18 protein-coding genes are annotated in these 19,375 nt (G+C 73.1%); 12 read left to right on the forward strand and 6 right to left on the reverse strand.

From position 1 onward, the window contains the following. Positions 1-8 precede the first annotated feature (8 nt). The gene (locus ACQP17_RS27500) at positions 9-644 is read right to left on the reverse strand and encodes a TetR family transcriptional regulator (protein WP_433858656.1); all 636 of its coding nucleotides are present in this window, start codon (positions 642-644) and stop codon (positions 9-11) included. Between the two features lie 448 nt (positions 645-1,092). Here ACQP17_RS27500 and ACQP17_RS27505 point away from each other — a divergent pair, with 448 nt between their 5' ends. Beyond that, positions 1,093-1,857, forward strand: a complete 765-nt coding sequence (locus ACQP17_RS27505) for an HAD family hydrolase (protein ID WP_433858657.1) — start codon at positions 1,093-1,095, stop codon at positions 1,855-1,857. 19 nt (positions 1,858-1,876) lie between these two features. Here the strand turns inward: ACQP17_RS27505 and ACQP17_RS27510 are convergent, their stop codons facing one another. Next, positions 1,877-2,725: a PaaX family transcriptional regulator gene (locus ACQP17_RS27510; protein WP_433858658.1), complete on the reverse strand. Its 849-nt coding sequence runs from the start codon at positions 2,723-2,725 to the stop codon at positions 1,877-1,879. A gap of 4 nt (positions 2,726-2,729) precedes the next feature. Next, positions 2,730-4,346 carry an AMP-binding protein gene (locus ACQP17_RS27515; RefSeq protein WP_433858659.1) on the reverse strand — a complete coding sequence of 539 codons (1,617 nt, stop codon included), beginning with the start codon at positions 4,344-4,346 and terminating at the stop codon, positions 2,730-2,732. Between the two features lie 205 nt (positions 4,347-4,551). Between ACQP17_RS27515 and ACQP17_RS27520 the strand changes: the two genes are divergently transcribed. Together ACQP17_RS27520 and ACQP17_RS27525 are read left to right on the forward strand one after the other, a co-directional pair. After that, on the forward strand, positions 4,552-5,685 hold the full coding sequence (locus tag ACQP17_RS27520) for an acyl-CoA dehydrogenase family protein (RefSeq protein WP_433858660.1): 1,134 nt from the start codon (positions 4,552-4,554) through the stop codon (positions 5,683-5,685). Positions 5,686-5,817: 132 nt separating this feature from the next. Further along, a complete protein-coding gene (locus tag ACQP17_RS27525; protein WP_433858661.1) occupies positions 5,818-6,624 on the forward strand; it encodes a VOC family protein in 807 nt (268 codons plus the stop codon). Between the two features lie 56 nt (positions 6,625-6,680). Here ACQP17_RS27525 and ACQP17_RS27530 read toward each other — a convergent pair whose 3' ends face one another. Together ACQP17_RS27530 and ACQP17_RS27535 are read right to left on the reverse strand one after the other, a co-directional pair. Continuing rightward, entirely contained in the window at positions 6,681-7,007 is a 327-nt protein-coding gene (locus tag ACQP17_RS27530) for a transcriptional regulator (RefSeq protein ID WP_433858662.1), read from the reverse strand. Continuing rightward, positions 7,004-7,525: a hypothetical protein gene (locus tag ACQP17_RS27535; RefSeq protein ID WP_433858663.1), complete on the reverse strand. Its 522-nt coding sequence runs from the start codon at positions 7,523-7,525 to the stop codon at positions 7,004-7,006. The genes ACQP17_RS27530 and ACQP17_RS27535 overlap by 4 nt, the downstream gene beginning before the upstream one ends. A 238-nt stretch (positions 7,526-7,763) precedes the next feature. Here ACQP17_RS27535 and ACQP17_RS27540 point away from each other — a divergent pair, with 238 nt between their 5' ends. The 4 genes from ACQP17_RS27540 to ACQP17_RS27555 all read left to right on the forward strand — a co-directional run bounded on the left by ACQP17_RS27540 (position 7,764) and on the right by ACQP17_RS27555 (position 12,086). Then, complete coding sequence (locus ACQP17_RS27540) at positions 7,764-8,441, forward strand: LuxR C-terminal-related transcriptional regulator (protein WP_433858664.1); 678 nt, start codon at positions 7,764-7,766, stop codon at positions 8,439-8,441. A 76-nt stretch (positions 8,442-8,517) separates the two neighbouring features. Beyond that, complete coding sequence (locus tag ACQP17_RS27545; protein ID WP_433858665.1) at positions 8,518-9,180, forward strand: DUF4255 domain-containing protein; 663 nt, start codon at positions 8,518-8,520, stop codon at positions 9,178-9,180. Next, a complete protein-coding gene (locus ACQP17_RS27550) occupies positions 9,177-11,240 on the forward strand; it encodes an ATP-binding protein (RefSeq protein ID WP_433858666.1) in 2,064 nt (687 codons plus the stop codon). Before ACQP17_RS27545 ends, ACQP17_RS27550 begins: the two co-directional genes overlap by 4 nt. Positions 11,241-11,336: 96 nt before the next feature. Next, a complete protein-coding gene (locus tag ACQP17_RS27555) occupies positions 11,337-12,086 on the forward strand; it encodes a DUF5701 family protein (RefSeq protein ID WP_433858667.1) in 750 nt (249 codons plus the stop codon). 10 nt (positions 12,087-12,096) lie between these two features. Here the strand turns inward: ACQP17_RS27555 and ACQP17_RS27560 are convergent, their stop codons facing one another. After that, positions 12,097-13,455, reverse strand: a complete 1,359-nt coding sequence (locus ACQP17_RS27560) for an RICIN domain-containing protein (RefSeq protein WP_433858668.1) — start codon at positions 13,453-13,455, stop codon at positions 12,097-12,099. 361 nt (positions 13,456-13,816) lie between these two features. Between ACQP17_RS27560 and ACQP17_RS27565 the strand changes: the two genes are divergently transcribed. The 5 genes from ACQP17_RS27565 (at position 13,817) to ACQP17_RS27585 (ending at position 18,626) form a co-directional block, all read left to right on the forward strand. Then, positions 13,817-15,838: an eCIS core domain-containing protein gene (locus ACQP17_RS27565; RefSeq protein ID WP_433858669.1), complete on the forward strand. Its 2,022-nt coding sequence runs from the start codon at positions 13,817-13,819 to the stop codon at positions 15,836-15,838. Positions 15,839-15,893: 55 nt separating this feature from the next. Next, positions 15,894-17,471, forward strand: coding sequence for a phage tail sheath subtilisin-like domain-containing protein (locus ACQP17_RS27570; protein ID WP_433858670.1), 1,578 nt, complete (start codon positions 15,894-15,896; stop codon positions 17,469-17,471). Between the two features lie 62 nt (positions 17,472-17,533). After that, positions 17,534-17,977 (forward strand): phage tail protein, encoded by a 444-nt coding sequence (locus ACQP17_RS27575; protein ID WP_189096416.1) that lies wholly within the window; start codon positions 17,534-17,536, stop codon positions 17,975-17,977. Continuing rightward, positions 17,977-18,471 carry a hypothetical protein gene (locus tag ACQP17_RS27580; protein WP_433858671.1) on the forward strand — a complete coding sequence of 165 codons (495 nt, stop codon included), beginning with the start codon at positions 17,977-17,979 and terminating at the stop codon, positions 18,469-18,471. Before ACQP17_RS27575 ends, ACQP17_RS27580 begins: the two co-directional genes overlap by 1 nt. Further along, complete coding sequence (locus ACQP17_RS27585; RefSeq protein ID WP_189096418.1) at positions 18,468-18,626, forward strand: DUF6760 family protein; 159 nt, start codon at positions 18,468-18,470, stop codon at positions 18,624-18,626. The genes ACQP17_RS27580 and ACQP17_RS27585 overlap by 4 nt, the downstream gene beginning before the upstream one ends. The last annotated feature ends 749 nt before the right edge of the window (positions 18,627-19,375 follow it).

The raw sequence follows: 19,375 nt of genomic DNA on the forward strand, positions 1-19,375 counted from the left end.
GCTCCCGGTCAGCCGGCCGCCGGGAGCTGGGCCGGCTCCGGGATGCCGGCGGCCGCGATCCGGGCCGGCGCGGCCGGCAGCAGCCCCCACATGCCGGTGATCGACTCCTCCTCCCACCACGTCCCGTCCTCGCTTCCCAGGTGCAGCAGACCCACCACGAGCGAGGTCAACAGCTGGGCCGTGCGGCGCGGTTCGGCGTCCGGTGCGTGCGAGCCGGCCGGGCCGCACGGTCCGCAGGTCACCGCCTTGTCGAGGAAGAGCGCGTACCAGCGCTGCTCCAGGGCGTAGATGCCGAGTCCCGGCGCGGTCTCCGGCCGCAGCCGCAGTCCGGCGCGCAGTACGGCGTCCGTGCGCACCCGGCCGAAGAGTTCGACGGTGAATTCCCGTACTGCGGTGGTCAGGGGCTGCGGGGAGCGGGTGAAGGCGTCCTCCACCTCCTGGAGGGTGGCGAGCGCGGCGTCCCGCACCGCGAGGGTGAGGTCGTCCTTGGACGTGAAGTGGAAGTAGAGGGCACCTTTGCTCAGCCGGGCCCGCCGGCTGATCTCGACCATGCCCGCTGCGGGAACCCCCTTCTCCAGGAAGGTCTCTGCGGCCGAGCGGATGAGTGCCTGGCGACTCTGGATGGCGCGATGCTGGGTGGGCACGGTGTCCGTCCCGTCTCTAGTACGGCTGCGAGCTCAGTGCAGTCTACATAGAAAACCAACCATGCGGTTCGGTATGATTCCCCGGATTGGCCGGAACTGGCGCTCGCTGACGCGAAGCTGACGCCCGGTCGTCAGTTCGGATCTTTGCGGGCCCAAGGGGCGCGATGCGTACCCAGTCTGGCCGTGCCCCGGAGCGTTGTCGACCCATCAGGAGCGACAACGATGCATTGACAAACAGCGCAGGCGGTTTTTAAATCTCCGAAGGCGGTAAACGGGACGAGGTCTTCCGACGCAGCCGCCGCGACGGTCGCGTACCGCTGGACGGTGGTGCGCCATGGCGAGACCGCCTCTGCCCTCATCAGTCGTCGACCGCAGGCCGCCCGACCAGCCGAGCCAGCAACGTCACCCGAGCCCCTGCACCCCATAGGAATCCGGAAAGGTCTCAGCCATGCGCGTAGCAACGGAAGTCGGCGAACGTCCCGTGAGAGGCGCGCGGGGCGCCGGCGGTGAAACCATCAGGGCCGCGGTCTTCGATCTGGACGGCACCCTCGCCAACACTCTCCCCGCGATCAGCAAACTTCTCGTCAAGGTCGCTTCGGAGCAGGGCTGTGCGGTGACCCCGCGACAGGCCGCCGCCGCGATCGGCAAGCCCCCCGGCCCCGCGTTCGGCCGGCTGCTGGGTCTGCCCGAGGAGGACGGCCGGGTACAGACCGCCATCTCCCGCTACCGCGAGCTGTTCTCCTACGAGGTCCTGTGCCAGGGGCCGCAGCTGCTCTTCCCCGGCGTGACCGCGGGGCTGTCCGCGCTGCGCGCCCACGGCGTCGAACTCGCCGTCGCCACGTCCAAGACGACCCGCAGCGCCGAGGCGCTCCTCGACGTCATGGGCATCCGTGACCTGGTCGGCCCGGTCATCGGCCAGGACATGGTCCGGCGCGGCAAGCCGCACCCGGAGATGGTGCTGCGCGCCGCCGGCCGGCTCGGCGTCGCGACGTGGCAGAGCGCGTACGTGGGGGACACCGTGGGGGACATGCGGATGGCCGTCACCGCGCGCATGGAGCCGGTCGCGGTGACCTACGGGGTCGGCAAGTTCGGCGAGCTGGCGGGGGTCGCCGGCACCCGGATGTGCAGCTCCTTCAAGGACGTGGTCTCCGTGATCGCCGCCGCCAGGCCGCGGACGGGCGTGCCGGTGGGGGCCCAGCAGCGCCGTCGCTGAGACCCGGGGGGAGGGGGCGCTAGACCCCGGTCGTCAGCTCGTGTGCGTAACGGGCCCCGGCGGTGTGCAGTTTGGCGTGCAGCAGGCCGAACACCTCCGCCGCGCGGCCGCCCGGCCAGTCCTCGGGCAGGAGGGGAGAGGGCAGTCCGGGATCCGCATAGGGCAGCTGACGCCAGGCGTCCAGCGCCAGCAGGTAGTCACGGTAGGCCGCCTCGGGGGGAACCGGGCGGCGCGGTGACCATCGGCGCAGGACGGGCTCCTGCGCGGCGAGGAAGGCGCGGTGCGCCGCGGCCACGGCATCGAGGTCCCACCACCGCGCCACCGCGTCGGCCGTGGGGGCGAAGCCGGCGTGGGTGCCGGTGAACAGGTCGACGTACGGGTCCAGTTGCAGTCGCCGGAGGGTGTGCCGGGTCTCCTCGTAGAGCTGGGCGGGGGCGATCCACACCCCCGGCGCCGCGGTGCCGAAGCCCAGCCGCGCCAGCCGGGAGCGCAGCAGATGCCGTTTGTGCCGCTCTTCCTCGGGGACGGAGAAGACGGCCAGCACCCAGCCGTCGGACAGCCGCGCGGCCGGCCGGCCGAAGATCCGGCGGTCGCCGTCCTCCAGGAGCTGGCGGGCGTCGTCGGACAGTCCGTAGGCCGCCGCCCCGGTGTCCGTGCGGGCGGGGACCAGCAGCCCGCGCCGCTTGAGCCGGGAGACCGCGGAGCGCACCGACGGCGGATCCACCCCGAGCGCGCCGAGCAGCCGGATCAGCGCGGCGACCGGCACCGGAGCGGCCCCGCCCGCGTCGCCGGGCCCGCCGCGGCCGTAGGCCCCGTAGAACGTCACGATCAGGGACCGTGGGGTGCGCTGCGTCTGCTGGTCGTTCACCGGGTCACTCTAGGGCGCCCCGGCGGGGGTCGCGCAGCCGGAAGCGCTGGAGCTTGCCGGTCGGGGTGCGCGGCAGGGAGGGGTGGAAGACGATCTCGCGCGGGCACTTGTAGGGCGCGATCCGGGTCTTGGTGAAGGCGCGCAGGGCCGCCACGGTCCCGTCGTCGGGGGCGACTCCGGCCCGCAGGACGACATGGGCGACGACCACCTGTCCGCGGTGCTCGTCGGCCCGGCCGACCACCGCCGCCTCGGTCACATCGGGGTGCCGCAGCAGCGCGTCCTCCACCTCCGGCCCCGCGATGTTGTAGCCGGCCGAGATGATCATGTCGTCTGCGCGGGCGACATAGCGGAAGTAGCCGTCGGGTTCGCGGACGTAGGTGTCGCCGGTGATGTTCCAGCCGTCGCGGACGTACTCGGTCTGCCGGGCGTCCGCGAGGTAGCGGCAGCCGGTCGGCCCGCGGACGGCCAGCAGTCCCGGCTCGCCGTCCGGCAACGGGGTGCCGGCCGCGTCCACCACCCGGGCCTGGAAGCCGGGGACCGGCAAGCCGGTCGTGCCGGGACGGATCGCCTCGTCGGCGGCCGAGATGAAGATGTGCAGCAGCTCCGTGGCGCCGATGCCGTTGATGATCCGCAGGCCGGTCGCCTCGTGCCAGGCCTGCCAGGTCGCGGCGGAGAGGTTCTCGCCGGCCGAGACGCAGCGGCGCAGGGAGGAGACGTCGTGCCCGGCGAGCTTGGGGAGCATCGCGCGATAGGCGGTCGGCGCGGTGAACAGTACCGAGATGCGGTGCGCGGCGATGTCGCCGAGCAGCCGCTCCGGGCCGCCCCAGTCGGCGAGATAGGCCGAGGCGCCGGCCCGCAGCGGGAAGATGACCAGCCCGCCGAGGCCGAAGGTGAAGCCGAGCGGCGGGCTGCCGGCGAACACGTCGTCCGGCTCGGGGCGCAGCACCTGTGCCGAGAAGGTGTCCGCGATGGCGAGCACATCGCGGTGGAAGTGCATACAGCCCTTGGGGCGCCCGGTGGTGCCCGAGGTGAAGGCGATCAGCGCGACGTCGTCGGCCGCGGTCGGCACCGCCGGATACGGCGCCCCGCCCGGCCGGGCGAGCTGCCGCAGGTCGTCCGGGCCGTCCCCGCCGAAGGGGGTGATCCGCAGCTCCGGGACGCCTGCCTCGGCGAGATCGTCGACCGCGCGGACGTCGCACAGCGCGAACCGCACCCGGGCGAGGTCGCAGATCGTGGCCAGCTCCTCGGGGCGCTGCGCGGCCAGCACGGTCACCGCCACCGCCCCCGCCTTCATCACGGCGAGCCAGCAGGCGGCCAGCCACGGTGTGGTGGGGCCGCGCAGCAGTACGCGGTTGCCGGGCCGTACGCCCAGCGGGCCGGTGAGGGCGTGGGCGATGGCGTCGACCCGGTCCCGCAGCCCGCCGTACGTCCATACCGGCCCGTCGGCGTCACGGATCGCGGGGCGGTCGGGGCCGAGCCGGGCGATGGTGCCGTCCAGCAGCTCGGCGCCGCAGTTCAGGCGGTCGGGGTAGCCCAGATCGGTGAGGTGTGGCCACTGCTCGGGCGGTGGCAGCCGGTCGCGCGCGAAGGTGTCGGCGTGCGCCGAGGGCCGTAGCTCCATGGCGGGTGCCCCCTTGGGCGGGTGGCCGACGGGCGGCCGGGGGTGGGAGGGGGGACTGTGGAGGCCGGTACGGAACCGGTGGGAAGGCTCGGGTGACCGCTCGTTCCGCGGTCGGGTACTGCCGTTCGGATCCTTCGTCAGCGTAACGTGTTCGTGACGGCAGTCAACAGACCGCGATAGAGGACCGTTACCAGGGAGCCGCCTCGTGACCGTATTCGCGCTGGGACCGGATGAGCGCACGTGGTGTGCCGAACTGCGGGCGCTCACCGCCGAACGGCTGCGGCCGCTGGCGGAGAAGGGCACCGAGGGCCGGGTCAACCGCCCGCTCGTCGCCGCCCTCGGCGAACTGGGCCTGCTGCGGCGCCTGTTCCCCGCCGACGGCGCCCTGCGCGCCCTGGACCTGTGCCTGCTGCGGGAATCCCTCGCGCAGGAGTGCACGGAGGCGGAGACCGCGCTGGCGCTCCAGGGGCTGGGGGCCTATCCGGTCGTGCAGTCGGGGACGGCGGCGCAGCGTGCGCGCTGGCTGCCGGAGGTCGGCGCGGGCCGGGCGGTCGCGGCCTTCGCGCTCAGCGAGCCGGGCGCCGGCTCGGACGCCGCGGCGCTGTCGCTGGCCGCCGAGCCGGACGGGCCGGACGGTTGGCGGCTGACCGGCGAGAAGTGCTGGATCTCCAACGCCCCCGAGGCCGACTTCGCCACCGTCTTCGCCCGCACGGGCGGCGGCGCCGGCGCCCGCGGCGTCACCGCCTTCCTCGTCCCCGCCGACCGCCCCGGACTGACCGGCGAGCGCCTGGACATGCTCAGCCCGCACCCCATCGGCACCCTCGTCTTCGACGGCACACCGGTGACCAGGGCCGACGTCCTGGGGGAGGTGGACGCGGGGTTCGCCGTGGCGATGGGCACGCTGAATCTCTTCCGGCCCAGCGTGGGCGCCTTCGCGGTCGGCATGGCGCAGGCCGCCCTGGACGCGGCACTGGCACACGCCGGCGCGCGCACCGCGTTCGGCGGCCCGCTGAAGGACCTCCAGTCCGTCGGCCACCAGCTCGCCGAGATGGCCACCCGGGTCGAGTCCGCCCGGCTCCTGGTGTACGCGGCGGCCTCCGCGTACGACACCGGGGCCCCGGACATCGCGCGCCGTTCGGCCATGGCCAAACTGCTGGCGACCGAGACCGCCCAGTACGTCGTCGACGCGGCCGTGCAGATCCACGGCGCCCGCGCGCTGCGCCGCGGCCACCTGCTGGAACACCTCTACCGGGAGGTCCGTGCGCCGCGCATCTACGAAGGTGCCACGGAGGTGCAGCGCTCGATCATCGCCAAGGAGCTGTACCGGGAGCGGAGCTGAACCACGCTCCGGCCCCCTTCTCGACCTTGTGCCGACCCGGTGAGCGGGACCGGGGCCCGGCCCGGCCGACGGGCGGGTGTCAGTGCCGGATGTCAGGCTGAACAGCAGAGAGGATCCGCGAAGGGAATCGCCATGATCACTACCGACCCCGTCCCCGGCTCCCCCTGCTGGCTCGATCTCGGCGCCCCCGACGTCGAGGTCGCCGCGGCGTTCTACCGCGCCGTGTTCGGCTGGCAGTCCGCGTCGCGGGGCGGCCAGGAGGCCGGCGGCTACACCCTCTTCCGGCTCGACGGCAGCGCCGTCGGCGCGGTGGGTCCCCTCACCGAGGACGGCGCCCGCTCCGCCTGGACGCTCTACTTCCACACCCCCGACGCGGACGCCACGGCCAGGGCGGTGGAGCGGGCCGGCGGCGCCGTGCGGGTGGCCCCCGTCGAAGTCGGCGCGGACGACGGATGGTTCGCCCTGTTCACCGACCCGCAGGGGGCCCGATTCGCCGTCTGGCAGCCCCTGAAGGACCCGGGCCTACAAGCCGCTGACCTCCCCGGCACGCTGTGCTGGACCGAGTTGTACACCACCGACGCGGCCGCCGCGCAGACCTTCTACTCCACGGTGTTCGGCTGGTCCACCCGGGACATGCCGCTCCCCGGCGGTGGCGGCACCTACACCCTGCTCACCCCGGCGAACCGCGGCGAGGACCGGACGCACGGCGGCCTCATGGAGGTGGCGGCCGATTTCCTCGGCCGCGGCGGAACGCCGTATTGGCACCCGGTGTTCGCCTCGCGGGACTGCGATGCCACCGCCGGCCTGGTGACGGGCAACGGCGGCGTCCTGTCGATGGGCCCACAGACCGTCGAGGGCGTCGGCCGCCTCGCCGTCTGCACGGACCCCGCGGGCGCGGAGTTCGTGGTGCTGACACCGGAGGAGGAGACGACGGGGTGAGGGGGAGGCGCGGGGGGTGCGGCCACTGAGCGCCTGACGTTGCGGCGCCCCCCGGCTCAGCCGTCGGTGTGCTCCGCGTCGGGAATGTGCCGCGCCGAGCGGTCGGCGACGTCCTGCAGGGCCGCGAGGTGGGCCTGCAGGGCGAGATGACCGGTGCGGCTGAGGTTCAGCCAGGTGCGCGGGACCTTGCCCACGTGGCCCTTCTTGACCTCGACGTACTCGCGCTTGCTCAGCGTGCTGATCTGCTTGGACAGGGCCGAATCCGACAGGCTCAACGCGTCGCGGACGAACTTGAACTCGGCCCACCGGGTGGCGGCCAGCAGCGCCGTGATCGACAGCCGGGTGGGGTCGAGCAGCAAGGCGTCGAACTCGCCAGTGGTCACGCGTGGGCGCCGTTCCTGCTCAGCCGCTGGAGCCAGTCGAACCGGCGGGGCGACGGGAACGCCACCGACAGCCCCAGCGCCAGCCCCAACAGCAGCCGCCAGCCGGGAACGTACGACAGCAGCCAGGCGCTCACCAGACTCGCGACGCCCACCGCGCCCACCACGAGGAGGAATCCGGTCCAGGGGGAGCCCTGCCCGGGCGCCGGCTTCCCCACGGGCAGGAAGCCCCGGGGCCGCAGCTCCGGCGGCAGACCGAACAGGGTGCGTCCCCGGCGGGTGAACCGGCCGAGGAGCAGCACCGCGGTCAAGGGCCCGAGGATCCCCATCCACCAGGCGGCCCACCGCTCCAGGTGGAGCAGGGGCAGCAACTCCGGTGTGGCGAAGGTCAAGAAGAGGTCGGCACCCCAGACGAGCGCGAACCACCGGGGCGGGCGCTGGGCCGCAATCGCCTGGCTGCGCCGGTGCTGGACGTCCGCCAGCGCGCGGGCCGCCTGCTCGGCGTCGGGTTCCTGGGGCATGGGCCACCTCCGGGACGTGGGGGAGGGCAAGCGGAAGCACTTGCCTGAGAAGAAAGTACTCAGCGTTTTCCGCCCAGGCAAGTGCTTGCCTGCCGGGGAAGGTGATCGGGCGCCGGGCCGGTCCGCAGCCTCCGGCGGGCGCGGTGCCGGGGCGCGTTGATCGTCCGGTAAGTGATTGTTGATCGCCTTCAGGCACTCTGCGGCTATCTGCCAGAGGGGGACGAGATGAGGAACGCCCATGCCCCAGAAACGTGTCACGGTGACCGTGTACGCCTCCGACCCGATCAGCCGGGCCGGCGTGGTCAGTCATCTGCAACTGGAGCCCTCCGTCGAGGTCGTCCCGTACCAGGGCGGCCTGACGGACGGGGAACGGGGTGACGGGGCGAGAGGGGAGACGGCCGGGGCCGTGGCCGTCACGCTCGTCGACCGGTTCGACGAGTCCGCCGCGGCCGAGCTGCGGCGCCTGGTGCGCGGTGGCGAACAGCGGGTGGTGCTGATCGCGCGTGAGCTGCGCGAGCAGGACCTGCTGACCGCCGTAGAGTACGGCGTACGGGCCATTCTCTGGCACCACCAGGCCACCCCGCGGCGGCTGTTACGGGCGGTGCAGAGCGCGGCACGCGGTGAGGGCCATCTGCCGCCGGACCTGATCAGCACGCTGCTCGCCCAGATGGGCCGGCTCCGGCGGTCCGCGGTGGCCTCCACCTCGGTCGGGCTGATGCCGGCGCTCGGCATGGCCGCGCGCGAGGTCGATGTGCTGCGGCTCATCGCCGAGGGGCTGGACACCCGGCAGATTTCCGAGAAGCTCGCCTACTCCGAACGTACCGTCAAGAACGTGCTGCACGGCCTGATGACGCGGCTGCACCTGCGCAATCGCGCGCACGCCGTCGCCTACGCACTACGAGAGGGATACATCTGATGCGCTCCGGAGCGGCTGCGGAAGCAGGGAAGACGGCAGGCGTCGCGCACGCCCGCCCGCGGACGGGGGAGCGGGCATGATGCACGAGGTCGACGAGGCGCTGCGGCGGGTGCTGCGCCGCGGTGCGCTGCCGGACGGGGCGGGGGACGTCGCGTTCGAGGCGCCGAGCCGGGACTGGGCGGCGCGGCGCAACACCCCCACGCTCAACGCATATCTCTACGACATACGCGAGGACGTGGCCCGCCGCGAGCGCGGGGCGATCGCGGAGCGGGACGCCCGCGGCGTGGTGGTGCGCAGACGTCAGCCGCCGCGCTGGTTCCGGCTGTCCTACCTGGTCACGGCCTGGACCAGCCGCCCCGAGGACGAGCACCGGCTGCTGTCGGCCGCGCTGGGCTGCCTGCTCGGGCAGGAAACTCTGCCCCCGGAGGCACTGACGGAGGCACTGCGGGCACTGGAGGCGACACTCCCGCTCACGGTCGCGGTGCCGCCTCCCGAGTCACGCTCGATCGCCGACATCTGGTCCGCGCTCGGCGGCGAACTCAAGCCGTCCCTGGACGTGGTGATCACCGTGCCCTTCCCGGTCACGCCCACGTACGAGGTGGCGCCCCCGGTCACACAGGGAGCGGCGGTGGTCGTCCGCGGCGTGGACGGCACGCCGGACGACTCCCGACTCCGCATGCTCCGGCCGGCCACGGAGGCCGAGCCGTCCGGGACGCGTCCCCGTGCGGGTGAGCGGTGAGCGAGACGACGCTGCGGGCCGGCACCGCGGTGGGCGAGGACCCGAGCGGTGCGCTGCTCGGGCGGCTGGCGCGGCTGCGGGAGCGGGTGGCCGGACTCGTCGAGCGGCGCAGCGCCGGCGACCCCACGGCCTCGGATCCGCTGCGGGGGCTGTACGTGACCCCTGAGACGGCCCGGCAACTGGCCGCGCGGCCCGTGGAGTTCGCCACGCCGAAGGAGCCCGACGACGAGGCGGGTGCGGGACCGGCGGACGAGGGGACGCCGGACCGGTCCGGGCTGCTCGCCCGGCAGTTCGGGCTGTCCGCCCTGGACCTCGCCCTCCTCCTGGCCGCGCTCGCCCCCGATGTGGACCGCAGCTTCGAGCCGCTCTACGGCTACCTCAACGACGATGTCGGGCGCCGCCGCGCCACCGTCGCCCTGGCGCTGGACCTGGCCGGCACCGGCCCGCACGAGCCGTCGGCGCGCGCCCGCTTCCACCCCGCCGCGCCCCTGCGCGCCGGTGGGCTGCTCGTCGTCGAGGACGAGGACCGGCCGCTGCCCGGCCGAGCGCTGCGGGTGCCGGAGCGGGTGGTGGCCCATCTGCTGGGGGACGAGGGGATCGACCCGGAACTGGCCGTCGAAGGCGTGGAGTTGCTGCCGCCCGGCGAGGGGTCCGGTCAGGGCAGGGACGGCGACGGGCAGGCGTTCTTCGGGCGGCTGGCGGCCCTCGCGGGGCAGCGGCCGCTCGCCGCGTATCTGCGGGAGCGCCGTCCCGGTACCGCCGCCGGGCCGGTGTGCGACGCGCTGCGGGGCACCGGCCTGCCCGTGCTGCGGTACCGGCCGGAGAGCGGCCCGGACGGTGGTGCGGGGCCGCCGGTCGCGCTGCTGCGGGAGGCACGGTTGCGGTGCGCGGCGCTCGTCGTGGGACCGCTGCCGGAGCGGCCCGGAGGGCTCGTCCGCGCACTGGCGGGCCGGGAGGCGCCGGTGGTGTTCCTGGGGAGCGAGCCGTACGACCCCGGATGGGCGCCCGAGGCGGGGCTGCTCGCGCTGGACGCGCCGCACGGCGCGGTGGCACCGTCCGAGGTGTGGCGCCGCGAACTCGGGTCCGTGGAAGCCGCATTCGACCTCGGCGCGGCCGTGGCGCCCTACCGGCTGGGCGCCGGGCAGATCCGCCGCGCGGCCCGCGCGGCCACCGCCCTCGCCGCCTTCGACGGGACGCCGCTGACCGCCGCCCACGTCCAGCGCAGCGCGCGCCAGCAGTCCGCCCCGCTGCTGGACCGGCACGCCCGGCGGGTGCGGCCCGCCGTCGGCTTCGACGGGCTGGTCCTGCCGCCCGAACCCCTGGAGCTGCTGCACGAGCTGGTGCAGCGGGCCCGCCACCGTGAGCAGGTGCTCGGCGCGTGGGGGTTGCGCACCGGCGGCGGGCGCGGCAGGGGCGTGGTGGGCCTGTTCGCCGGGGAGTCCGGCACCGGAAAGACGCTCTCCGCCGAGGTCGTGGCCGGGGAACTGGGCCTGGACCTCTACGTGGTGGAGCTGTCCGCGGTGGTGGACAAGTATGTGGGGGAGACGGAGAAGAACCTGGAGCGGATCTTCTCCGAGGCGGACCGCACGGACGCCCTGCTGCTTTTCGACGAGGCCGACGCCGTCTTCGGCAAGCGCTCGGAGGTCAAGAGCTCTCACGACCGCTACGCGAACCTGGAGAGCGCGTATCTGCTCCAGCGGCTGGAGGCGTTCGACGGGATCGCCGTGCTCACCACCAACCTGCGGGCCAACATCGATGATGCCTTCAACCGGCGGCTGGACCTGGTGGTCGACTTCCCGTTCCCGGACGCCGAGCAGCGGATCGCGCTGTGGCGGTCCTGCCTGACGGCCACCCCGTGCGCGGACGACCTCGGGCTGGAGGCCTGCGCCGAGGAGTTCGAGCTGTCCGGCGGGGCGATCCGGTCGGCGGCGGTGACCGCGGGATATCTCGCCGCGGGCCGTGGCGCGCCGGTGTCGGCCGAGGACATCCGGGCCGGCGCGCGGCGCGAGTACCGCAAGATGGGGCGGCTGGTGCCGGACGCGTCGCCGTTGTGGGACTGAGGCGCGGGGGAGGGGCGAGTCGGCCGGGCCGGGAATGTTTCGGCCGGGCGGCTCGTTGGCCCTGAGCCCGTTCACGCCGACGCCCCTGGGAGCATCGTGCACGAGTCCACGCCCACCGCCACCCCCGCCGCTCTCCCCGCCCTCCCGGCACTGCGCACGCAGGCCGCGCTCCTGGTCGAGCGGGGAGTGCACACGATAGCCGGACTGTCCGCCGCCGACCTGCACGCTTTCGCCGAGGCAGCCGAGGCAGCCGAGGCAGCCGAGGCAGCCGAGCCAACTGAGACAGCCGATACCGCCGGGGCCGCCGAGGCTCCCGCGGGCGGCGGGCGCGCCGGCGCCCTGCTCGCCGTCCACCCGGACCGCGCCCCGGCCTCCGCCCTCGCGCCGCTGCTGCGCCGCGAGGGCACACCGGGCTTCGTCGTCACCGACATGCAGGACGTCGACCGCTTCGCGCCGCTCGACACCCTCGCGCTGCCGGACACGCCGCTCTACCTCGTCACCGGCCCCGACCGCGGCGACGAGCTGGCCAACCGGAGCCCGAACGAGGCGCTGCCCGTCCTCACCGCCCGGGCCCGTACCCCGCTGCTGCTCACCGAGGGCATCCACTGGGTGCTGCAACAGCCCGCCGTCCTGGCCCGCAACCACTGCTTCATGACCATCGGCTCACGCCTGCGCAAGGCAGACGGCGCCCTCGACGCCCGCACCCCGGCGGTCTGGATCAGCAACGGCACCGGACGGGACGGCCGCGTGCGCCGAGGCGCCCCCAAGGTCGGCTGGTGCTGGGCCGGCAACCGGCACACCTGGCTGGGCTTCGCCTCCGCGACGGGCCGCCGCGGAGGGAGCTGAGCGCACGCGCTCACTGCCCGTCGGCGATCTTCCAGTCCTGCCGCTCGTCGGGACCGTCGCTGCACGCCCAGGTGATCGCGCCCTTGTCGTTCTGCATATCGGTGAGGCACTCGTTGTTGGCCGTGTTGATGACGCGGGTGCGGCCGTCGTTCGTGTCCTCCAGCCGCCACTTCTGGTTCGGGGGCAGCTTGCCCGAACCGAGGTCCTCCGCGGAGACCGCCTCGATCTGGACCTCGTTGGTGTTGTCCTTCACGTCGACGACGCTGCCCGGGGCGCCGGCCGCCTCCAGGGCGACGGTGTTGTTCTCGGGGAAGTGATGGAGGACCCACCACTGGTTGCGGCCGAACTCGTCACCCGTCCACTTGGGGTTCTGGCCGACCTGCGTGCCGTCGGCCTGATTCCCCTGGTTGACCTGGAGGTACCAGCCGCCGCCCGCGGCGCTGCGGAGCGTCTGCGCCTGCGGACCCTCGTCCTTCTTCTCGTCGCCGCCCTCGGGCGCCTTGTTCTCGGGCTCCTGCGTGGGCGACGCGGCCTGTGAGGGCTGCTCGGACGGCGCCGGGGGCGCAGGCTTCTTGGGAGGTTCGATCGGGCGGGCGGCCTGGCCGGCCTTCTCCTTCGCGGCGGTGGTCACCGAGGGCTGGGCCGTGAACCACAGCACCACGAACGCCAGCACCGCCGCCATCAGCAGCGAACACAACGCCATCGCCCAGCGCGGCAGCACGGACAGCTGGAGGTAGGTGCCGTGCAGCTCCGTGGGCTCCGGCACGCCCGCGCGCAGCGCGGAGACGGTGAAGGGGTGCTTGTTGCTGCCGCCGATCCAGCTGACCGTACCGGGGCGGATCCGCAGCTGCGCGAAGGCGGCGCGGCCCGGGGCGACCTGCACCGAGCTCGGCTGCGCCTCGACGCTGAGGGCGTCACCGTTCTCCCGGCCGGACAGCGAGACCGTCAGCGGCTGGTTGCCGAGGTTGTCGACGGCGACCGCCGCCTTGGCGCGCCACCGGCCGCGCACGGCCAACGGGACCAGCTCGCAGCGGAGTTCGGTGAACGGACCGACCGTGACCTGGCCCTCGACCACATCGCGGAGCTCCGGATGCTCGGCCGGCTCGACGCGGATGCCGAACGGCGTCGGCCCGGCCACCGCGTCCGGGGTCCGCGGGGGCTCGAACGTGACCTGCGCGGTGCCCTCGGCCCCCGGGTACAGCCGCAGCACCTCCGGCTCCACCCGCGTCCACCCCGCGGGGTCGCCCACCGGCCGCAGCCGGTACTCCTCGACGGTGTCGCCCGTGTTGCGGATGCGCAGCCGTACGCTCGCGGCGGCACCCGGGTCAACGGTGATCCCGGCCGGTTCCAGTGAAGTCCACATACTCACCCGGGCAGTCAACCCGCCCGGCGGGCACGGGGCAGTGTCCGCGAGGGCAGAACGGGGGGCAGAGCCCGGTGTCCTGACGGTCGGCCAAGGGGGCGGGGACTCTTGGGCCGGAGCGGCGAAACGCCACCCCGGCACCCGGGACATCGCAGCTCAGGCCGCCTTCGGGCGGGACCCCGCCGGCCCCGGCCACCGGCCCGACGGCCCCTTGGTGACCGAACGGGCAGCCCGCTCTGCCCCCGCCGGCGCCCGTTCGTCTCTACACCGGGGCCCGCCCGGGCGCGAGGATCGACAGCGTACGAACGGGAGCACGTGGCCGGCGGTGACCAGCGCGGGTCGGCAGTGAGCGGGACGGGGGAATGTCATGCGGTCGCATGACCGGCGGCCGGAGTCCGGACGCGAACAGGGACAAGCGGCCCCCGCCGCGCGCACGACCACGGACGCGGCGGCCCGGACGGCCGCGGCCGGCGGGGCCGGACATCTCGCCCCGGAGGCCGTCGCCGTCCTCCAGCGGACCGCGGGCAACGCGGCGTTCTCGGCCGCCCTGGCGGCCGACGACCAGCACCGGCACGGTGCGGGCTGCCAACACCCCGCACCGTCCGTGCAGCGCTCGCCCGTCGAGGACGTGCTGCGCACCCCCGGCCGCGCGCTCGACGAATCGGTGCGGACCGACATGGAGTCCCGCCTCGGCGCCGACTTCTCCGACGTGCGCGTCCACACGGACGCCGCGGCCCACGAGTCGGCCGCCGCGGTCCAGGCCCACGCGTACACGTCCGGTGCGCACATCGTCTTCCAGCGGGGGCGCTACGACGGCGCCTCGGCGGCCGGCCGCCACATGCTCGCCCATGAGCTGACCCATGTCCTCCAGCAGCGCTCCGGGCCGGTCGCGGGCACCGACCGCGGCGACGGGACCAGGGTCTCCGACCCCGCCGACCGCTTCGAGCGGGAGGCGGAGGCGAACGCCTCACGGGCGATGAACAGCACCGCGCCCGTGCAGCGCAGGACGGGGCCGTCGGAGCCGGCCGGGCCCGCGGTGACCGGCCACGACGCCTCCGTACAGCGGGTGGCGGTGGGGCCCCTGGCCGGGCAGCTGGCCGAGCCGTGCGCCGACACCGACCTCCAGCAGCGCATCGAGGCCTACGACGCACTGAGAGACCAGCGCCCGAAGGAGCGGCTGCACCTCCTCGGGGAGATCGCCGACCTGCTGCACCGGCACGGCGACCAGGAGCAGCTGCCGCAGCTGCGGAAGGCCGTCGAGGGGGAGATGGAGCGGCAGTCCGCGCGGCTGTCCCGGCTGATCCGCGCCACCGCCGACGAGGACGGCCCGTACGAGCTGATGACCGAGGAGGGACTTCTCTGGAACTCCCCGGACTTCGCGCACAGTACCGGCGCGCTCGGCCTGACCGGGCAGAGCTACGTCGCCGAACTCTCGCAGCGCAACCTGGCGTCCATGCGGTCGGAGAACAGGGAGCGGGGGCAGAAGAAGTTCTTCGCGAAGGAGCGCACGGAGCCCGCGTGGATGGAGCCGGTGCGCCAGAAGCTGCGGCAGGCGCTGCTGGGCGCCGAATTGCACCACTACACCCCGAGCAAACGCGCACGGGCCATGCTCACCGACGGCGCCGTGCAGGCGAAGACGAAGCTGGAGCTGGAAAAGCCGGTATTCGCGCACAACACGACGGCCTATGACGAGGCGGGACTCGCCAATACCGGATTCGTCTTCTTCGTCATCGAGGCACCCGACGCGTTCCGCGGCACCCGCTTCGCCAAGGACCCGGACGACGCGGTCGACACGTCCGCGTGCGTCCATCTTCCCCTCCAGGAGTCGGGTCTGCTCAGCAGCGGCTGGGTGATGCTCTCCGACTTCGCCCAGCGTGAGTACCCCGAGATCTGGTCGACCAGGGAGAACCGGGCCGACACGGTCTCGACGCTGCCCACGCGCGACCTCAAGGACCCGGACACCCACACCCGGCCCGTCCGCAAATTCACCCTGGGCATCGGCGCCATCGAGGCGGAGGACTTCGTCGCCATGGCCGGCCGCCCGGACACCGAACGCGCGGCATCCTCCCTCGTCATTCCGCAGGTGCGGGGCGATGAGGAAAGCAGACAGAGCTACTACGACGACGAAGGGAAGGCCGTTTCGTACAAGGAACGGCTCTTCCAGAACGTCCTGCACGGCCCCGACATCATCCCCGGTCTCACCGAACGCGCCGTGATGGAGATCGCGCGCTTCGAGCAGAGCAATCCGAAGCTGGCGGACAGCTTGAAGGGCATGAGCGGCGAGGCCTTGATGCATTACCTCCTGAAGCACTTGCTGAGGCCGCAGGCCATGCTGCCGAAGTCGGCGCGGATCGCCGAGGAAAACATCTCCTACGACGTTTCCACCTGAGCGCCGACGCGCCGCCATCACGTACCACCCCCATGCCGACTAGGAGCAACGTTCCATGCCCAATTACCTGTCGCCCGGCGTATACGTCGAGGAGGTCGCCAGCGGATCCCGGCCCATCGAGGGGGTGGGAACATCCGTCGCGGCCTTCGTCGGACTGGCGCCCACCGGCCCGCTGAACGAGCCGACGCTGGTGACGAACTGGTCCCAGTACGTCGCGGCCTTCGGTGAATTCACGGACGGCTACTACCTGGCGCATTCCGTGTACGGCTTCTTCAACAACGGCGGCACGGCGGCATACGTCGTGCGCGTGGGGGGCGCCGCCGACGGCCCGCAGTCCGCCGGGGCCCCGGAAGCGGCGCCCAGGGCACTGACCGCCGGGGAGCCGGTGGCGCTGGGCACCTTCAAGGTCGCCGCCCTCGCGCCCGGTTCCGCCCCGGGCGGTGCGCTCACCGTCGAGGTGCAGGAGCCCGAGGGCGAGGGCGGCGCCGACCGCTTCAAGCTCGTCGTCAAGGACGGCGAGAAGGTCGTCGAGAGCTTCGACGTCAGTGCGAAGAAGAGCGCCCGGAACTACGTCGTCGCGCAGGTCAAGCAGCGGTCCAAGGCGATCGTCGTCGAAGAGGCCGTGGCGGCCGCGCAGCTGGCGAAGCCGGACGCCCAGAGCGTCACGCTGGCCCCACCCGCCCCGGCGCCCGCCGCCCCCGCCGCGCGCGGCGCCGTCGAGCGGCTGGACTCCGGCCGGTTCATCGGCGACTCCGCGGACCGCACCGGCTTCGGCGGCCTGGAGGCGCTCGACGAGGTCAACATGGTCGCCGTGCCGGACCTGATGGCCTGCTACCAGCAGGGCCTCATCGACGAGGAGCAGGTCAAGGCCGTCCAGCTCGGGCTCATCGCGCACTGCGAGCTGATGGGCGACCGGATGGCCGTCCTCGACCCGCCGCCCTCGCTGAACGCCCGCGACATCCGTAAGTGGCGCCAGGAGACCGCCGGTTACGACTCCCGCTACGCCGCGCTCTATTACCCCTGGCTCAAGGTCTTCGACCCGACCTCCGGCCAGTCGCGCGTGGTCCCGCCGTCCGGCCACATGGCGGGCGTCTGGGCCCGCAACGACTCCGAGCGGGGTGTCCACAAGGCGCCGGCCAATGAGGTCGTCCGCGGGGCGGTCGACCTGGAATTGCAGATCACCCGCGGTGAGCAGGATCTGCTCAACCCGGTCGGTGTGAACTGCATCCGGTCCTTCCCCGGACGCGGAATCCGGGTGTGGGGCGCGCGGACCCTGGCATCCGATCCGGCGTGGCGCTACCTGAACGTCCGGCGCTACTTCAACTACCTCGAAGAGTCGATCCTCATCGGGACGCAGTGGGTGGTGTTCGAGCCGAACGACGAGGCGCTGTGGGCCCGTATCCGGCGCAACATCTCGGCCTTCCTGGTCAACGAGTGGCGCTCGGGCGCACTGTTCGGCCAGCGGCCCGAGGACGCCTTCTATGTGAAGTGTGACGCGGAGGTCAACCCCGTCGAGTCCGTCGACCTGGGAAGAGTCATCTGCGAGATCGGTATCGCGCCGGTCAAGCCCGCCGAGTTCGTGGTCTTCCGACTGGCGCAGTTCTCCGGAGGCGGCGGAGAGCTGGAGGAGTAACCCTCCCTCTCGTCCCTCGCCCTTTCCTATCGGCACCCTTACCGCAACAGGAGTGAACTCTCGTGGCCTTTCAGCCCGGCGATGCAATTGCCACACACAATTTCGGCCTGCAGATCGACGGTGTCATGGTCGAATACCTGCAGGAGGTCAGCGGCCTGACCATGGAGCAGGACGTCATCGAATACCAGCAGGTATCGGCGGCCGGAAAGCCCGTGGTGAAGAAGATGCCCGGCACGAAGAAGGCCGGCGAGTGCACGGTGACCCGCGGTATGACGGAGAGCTCCGCGTTCAGCGAATGGATCAACAAGTCCATCGCGGGTGACATGGGTTCCGCCCGCAAGAACGCCACCATCATGATGATGGACTACCAGAACAACCCGGTGAAGCGTTACAACATGCGCAATGCCTGGTGCAGCAAGGTGGAGACCAGCGGGGTCAAGGCGGGCGACGCGGCCGCACTGACCGAGCAGGTCACCATCGTCTTCGAAGAGCTGGTCATCGAATAATGCGGCGCGCAGGCCCGGGAGCGCGGATGGCCGCCCCGGCGAATACGGCACAGACCGCGGACGCCGCACGGACGCCGGAGACGGCGGGCACGGCGGCCGCGTCCCCTGCGGCGGTGCGTGAACCGTTGCGGACGGAGTTCGAGTTCGAGCTGCCGCGCGGATTCGTCGACGAGTCCGGCACCGTCCACCGAAATGGCGCGATGCGTCTGGCGACGGCGCGGGACGAATTGATTCCGCTGCGGGATGTGCGCGTACGCGAGAACCCGGCATATCTGTCGGTCGTGCTGCTCGGCCGGGTCATCACCCGGCTCGGCACGCTCGGGTCCGTCCACGACGGCACGGTGGAGAACATGTTCGCCTCCGACCTGGCCTTTCTGCAGGACTTCTACCGGCAGATCAACGCCGAGGGGCACACCCGTGCCGCCGTGGCCTGCCCGCGTTGCGAGGAGTCCTTCGAGGTGGAGCTGGCCGGGAGCCGCCTGGGGGAATCGTGACGTACGCGGCCGGTCGCATCGAGGAGGAAGTCGCCTATCTGGCCTACCACTTCCACTGGGGGCTGGACGACATTCTCGACCTCGAACATGCCGACCGGCGCGCGTACGTGGCGCAGAGCGCGGCCTTGGTCGAGCGGGCCGAAGGGAAGCAGTGACGGGGGATGGGCGTGTTGGGGTGGCTGCGGGGGCCGCGGGGTGCGCGGGGCGCGGAGCGTGCGCAGGAGCCGGAGTCCGGGGCGCAGGCGGACACCGCCGGGAGCGACGGGATCCGGGCGAGGGGGGATGACCGGCGGAGCGGCCGGGCGGGGAGCTGGGCTGCCCTGCCTCCCGTCCAGCGGGTCCTGGGAGTGCCCCGTACCGTCTCGGAGGCCGGTTTCGCCGCGTCGCTGAGCGCGCACCGCGATCCGTCCTTCGGAGGCGAACTCGGCCACGACGTACGCGCCTCGGCACCCGCCGGGATGCTCCACGGCGTCCTCACCCCCCTCCCGGCAAGCGGTGTGGGGGCCCCGGTCGGGCTCGACCTGCCGGCTCTGCGACTGCCGGTGGCGGCGCGGGGCGGGGAGGAGCCCGAGGGGGAGGCGGGAGCGTTCGGTGAGAGGAGCGGGGGCGGCTCGTTCGCCGGGGGCGGTACGGGGCCGGCACGCCGGGTGTCGAAGCGGTCCGTGGACGTGCAGCGTGTGTCGTCGGCCTCGTCGGCCTCGGCTTCTTCCGCCGGGTCTGTGCCGTCGGGGTCGTCTCCACCGGTGGTCAGGGTGCGGGAGTCGGTGCGGCCCGCGTTGATGTCGGCGCCGCGAGCGGCCGGTTTGCCGGTGCGCCGGGTGCGGGCGGTGGGCAAGGGGAGGGCCCCCTCGGCCGCGCCCGGACCTTCGCCGTCGGCTGCCACTGCGCGCACGCCGGTTGCCCC

Origin of the sequence: Streptomyces kronopolitis, assembly GCF_050953795.1 — a bacterium.
Taxonomy (GTDB): domain Bacteria; phylum Actinomycetota; class Actinomycetes; order Streptomycetales; family Streptomycetaceae; genus Streptomyces; species Streptomyces kronopolitis_A.

What these genes read in the sequence shown, in the direction of transcription:
- ACQP17_RS27505 (WP_433858657.1), top strand. Translation starts at nt 1,093, where the DNA reads ATGCGCGTAGCAACGGAAGTCGGCGAACGTCCCGTGAGAGGCGCGCGG.
- ACQP17_RS27515 (WP_433858659.1), bottom strand. Translation starts at nt 4,346, where the DNA reads ATGGAGCTACGGCCCTCGGCGCACGCCGACACCTTCGCGCGCGACCGG.
- ACQP17_RS27525 (WP_433858661.1), top strand. Translation starts at nt 5,818, where the DNA reads ATGATCACTACCGACCCCGTCCCCGGCTCCCCCTGCTGGCTCGATCTC.
- ACQP17_RS27535 (WP_433858663.1), bottom strand. Translation starts at nt 7,525, where the DNA reads ATGCCCCAGGAACCCGACGCCGAGCAGGCGGCCCGCGCGCTGGCGGAC.
- ACQP17_RS27540 (WP_433858664.1), top strand. Translation starts at nt 7,764, where the DNA reads ATGCCCCAGAAACGTGTCACGGTGACCGTGTACGCCTCCGACCCGATC.
- ACQP17_RS27545 (WP_433858665.1), top strand. Translation starts at nt 8,518, where the DNA reads ATGATGCACGAGGTCGACGAGGCGCTGCGGCGGGTGCTGCGCCGCGGT.
- ACQP17_RS27565 (WP_433858669.1), top strand. Translation starts at nt 13,817, where the DNA reads ATGCGGTCGCATGACCGGCGGCCGGAGTCCGGACGCGAACAGGGACAA.
- ACQP17_RS27570 (WP_433858670.1), top strand. Translation starts at nt 15,894, where the DNA reads ATGCCCAATTACCTGTCGCCCGGCGTATACGTCGAGGAGGTCGCCAGC.
- ACQP17_RS27580 (WP_433858671.1), top strand. Translation starts at nt 17,977, where the DNA reads ATGCGGCGCGCAGGCCCGGGAGCGCGGATGGCCGCCCCGGCGAATACG.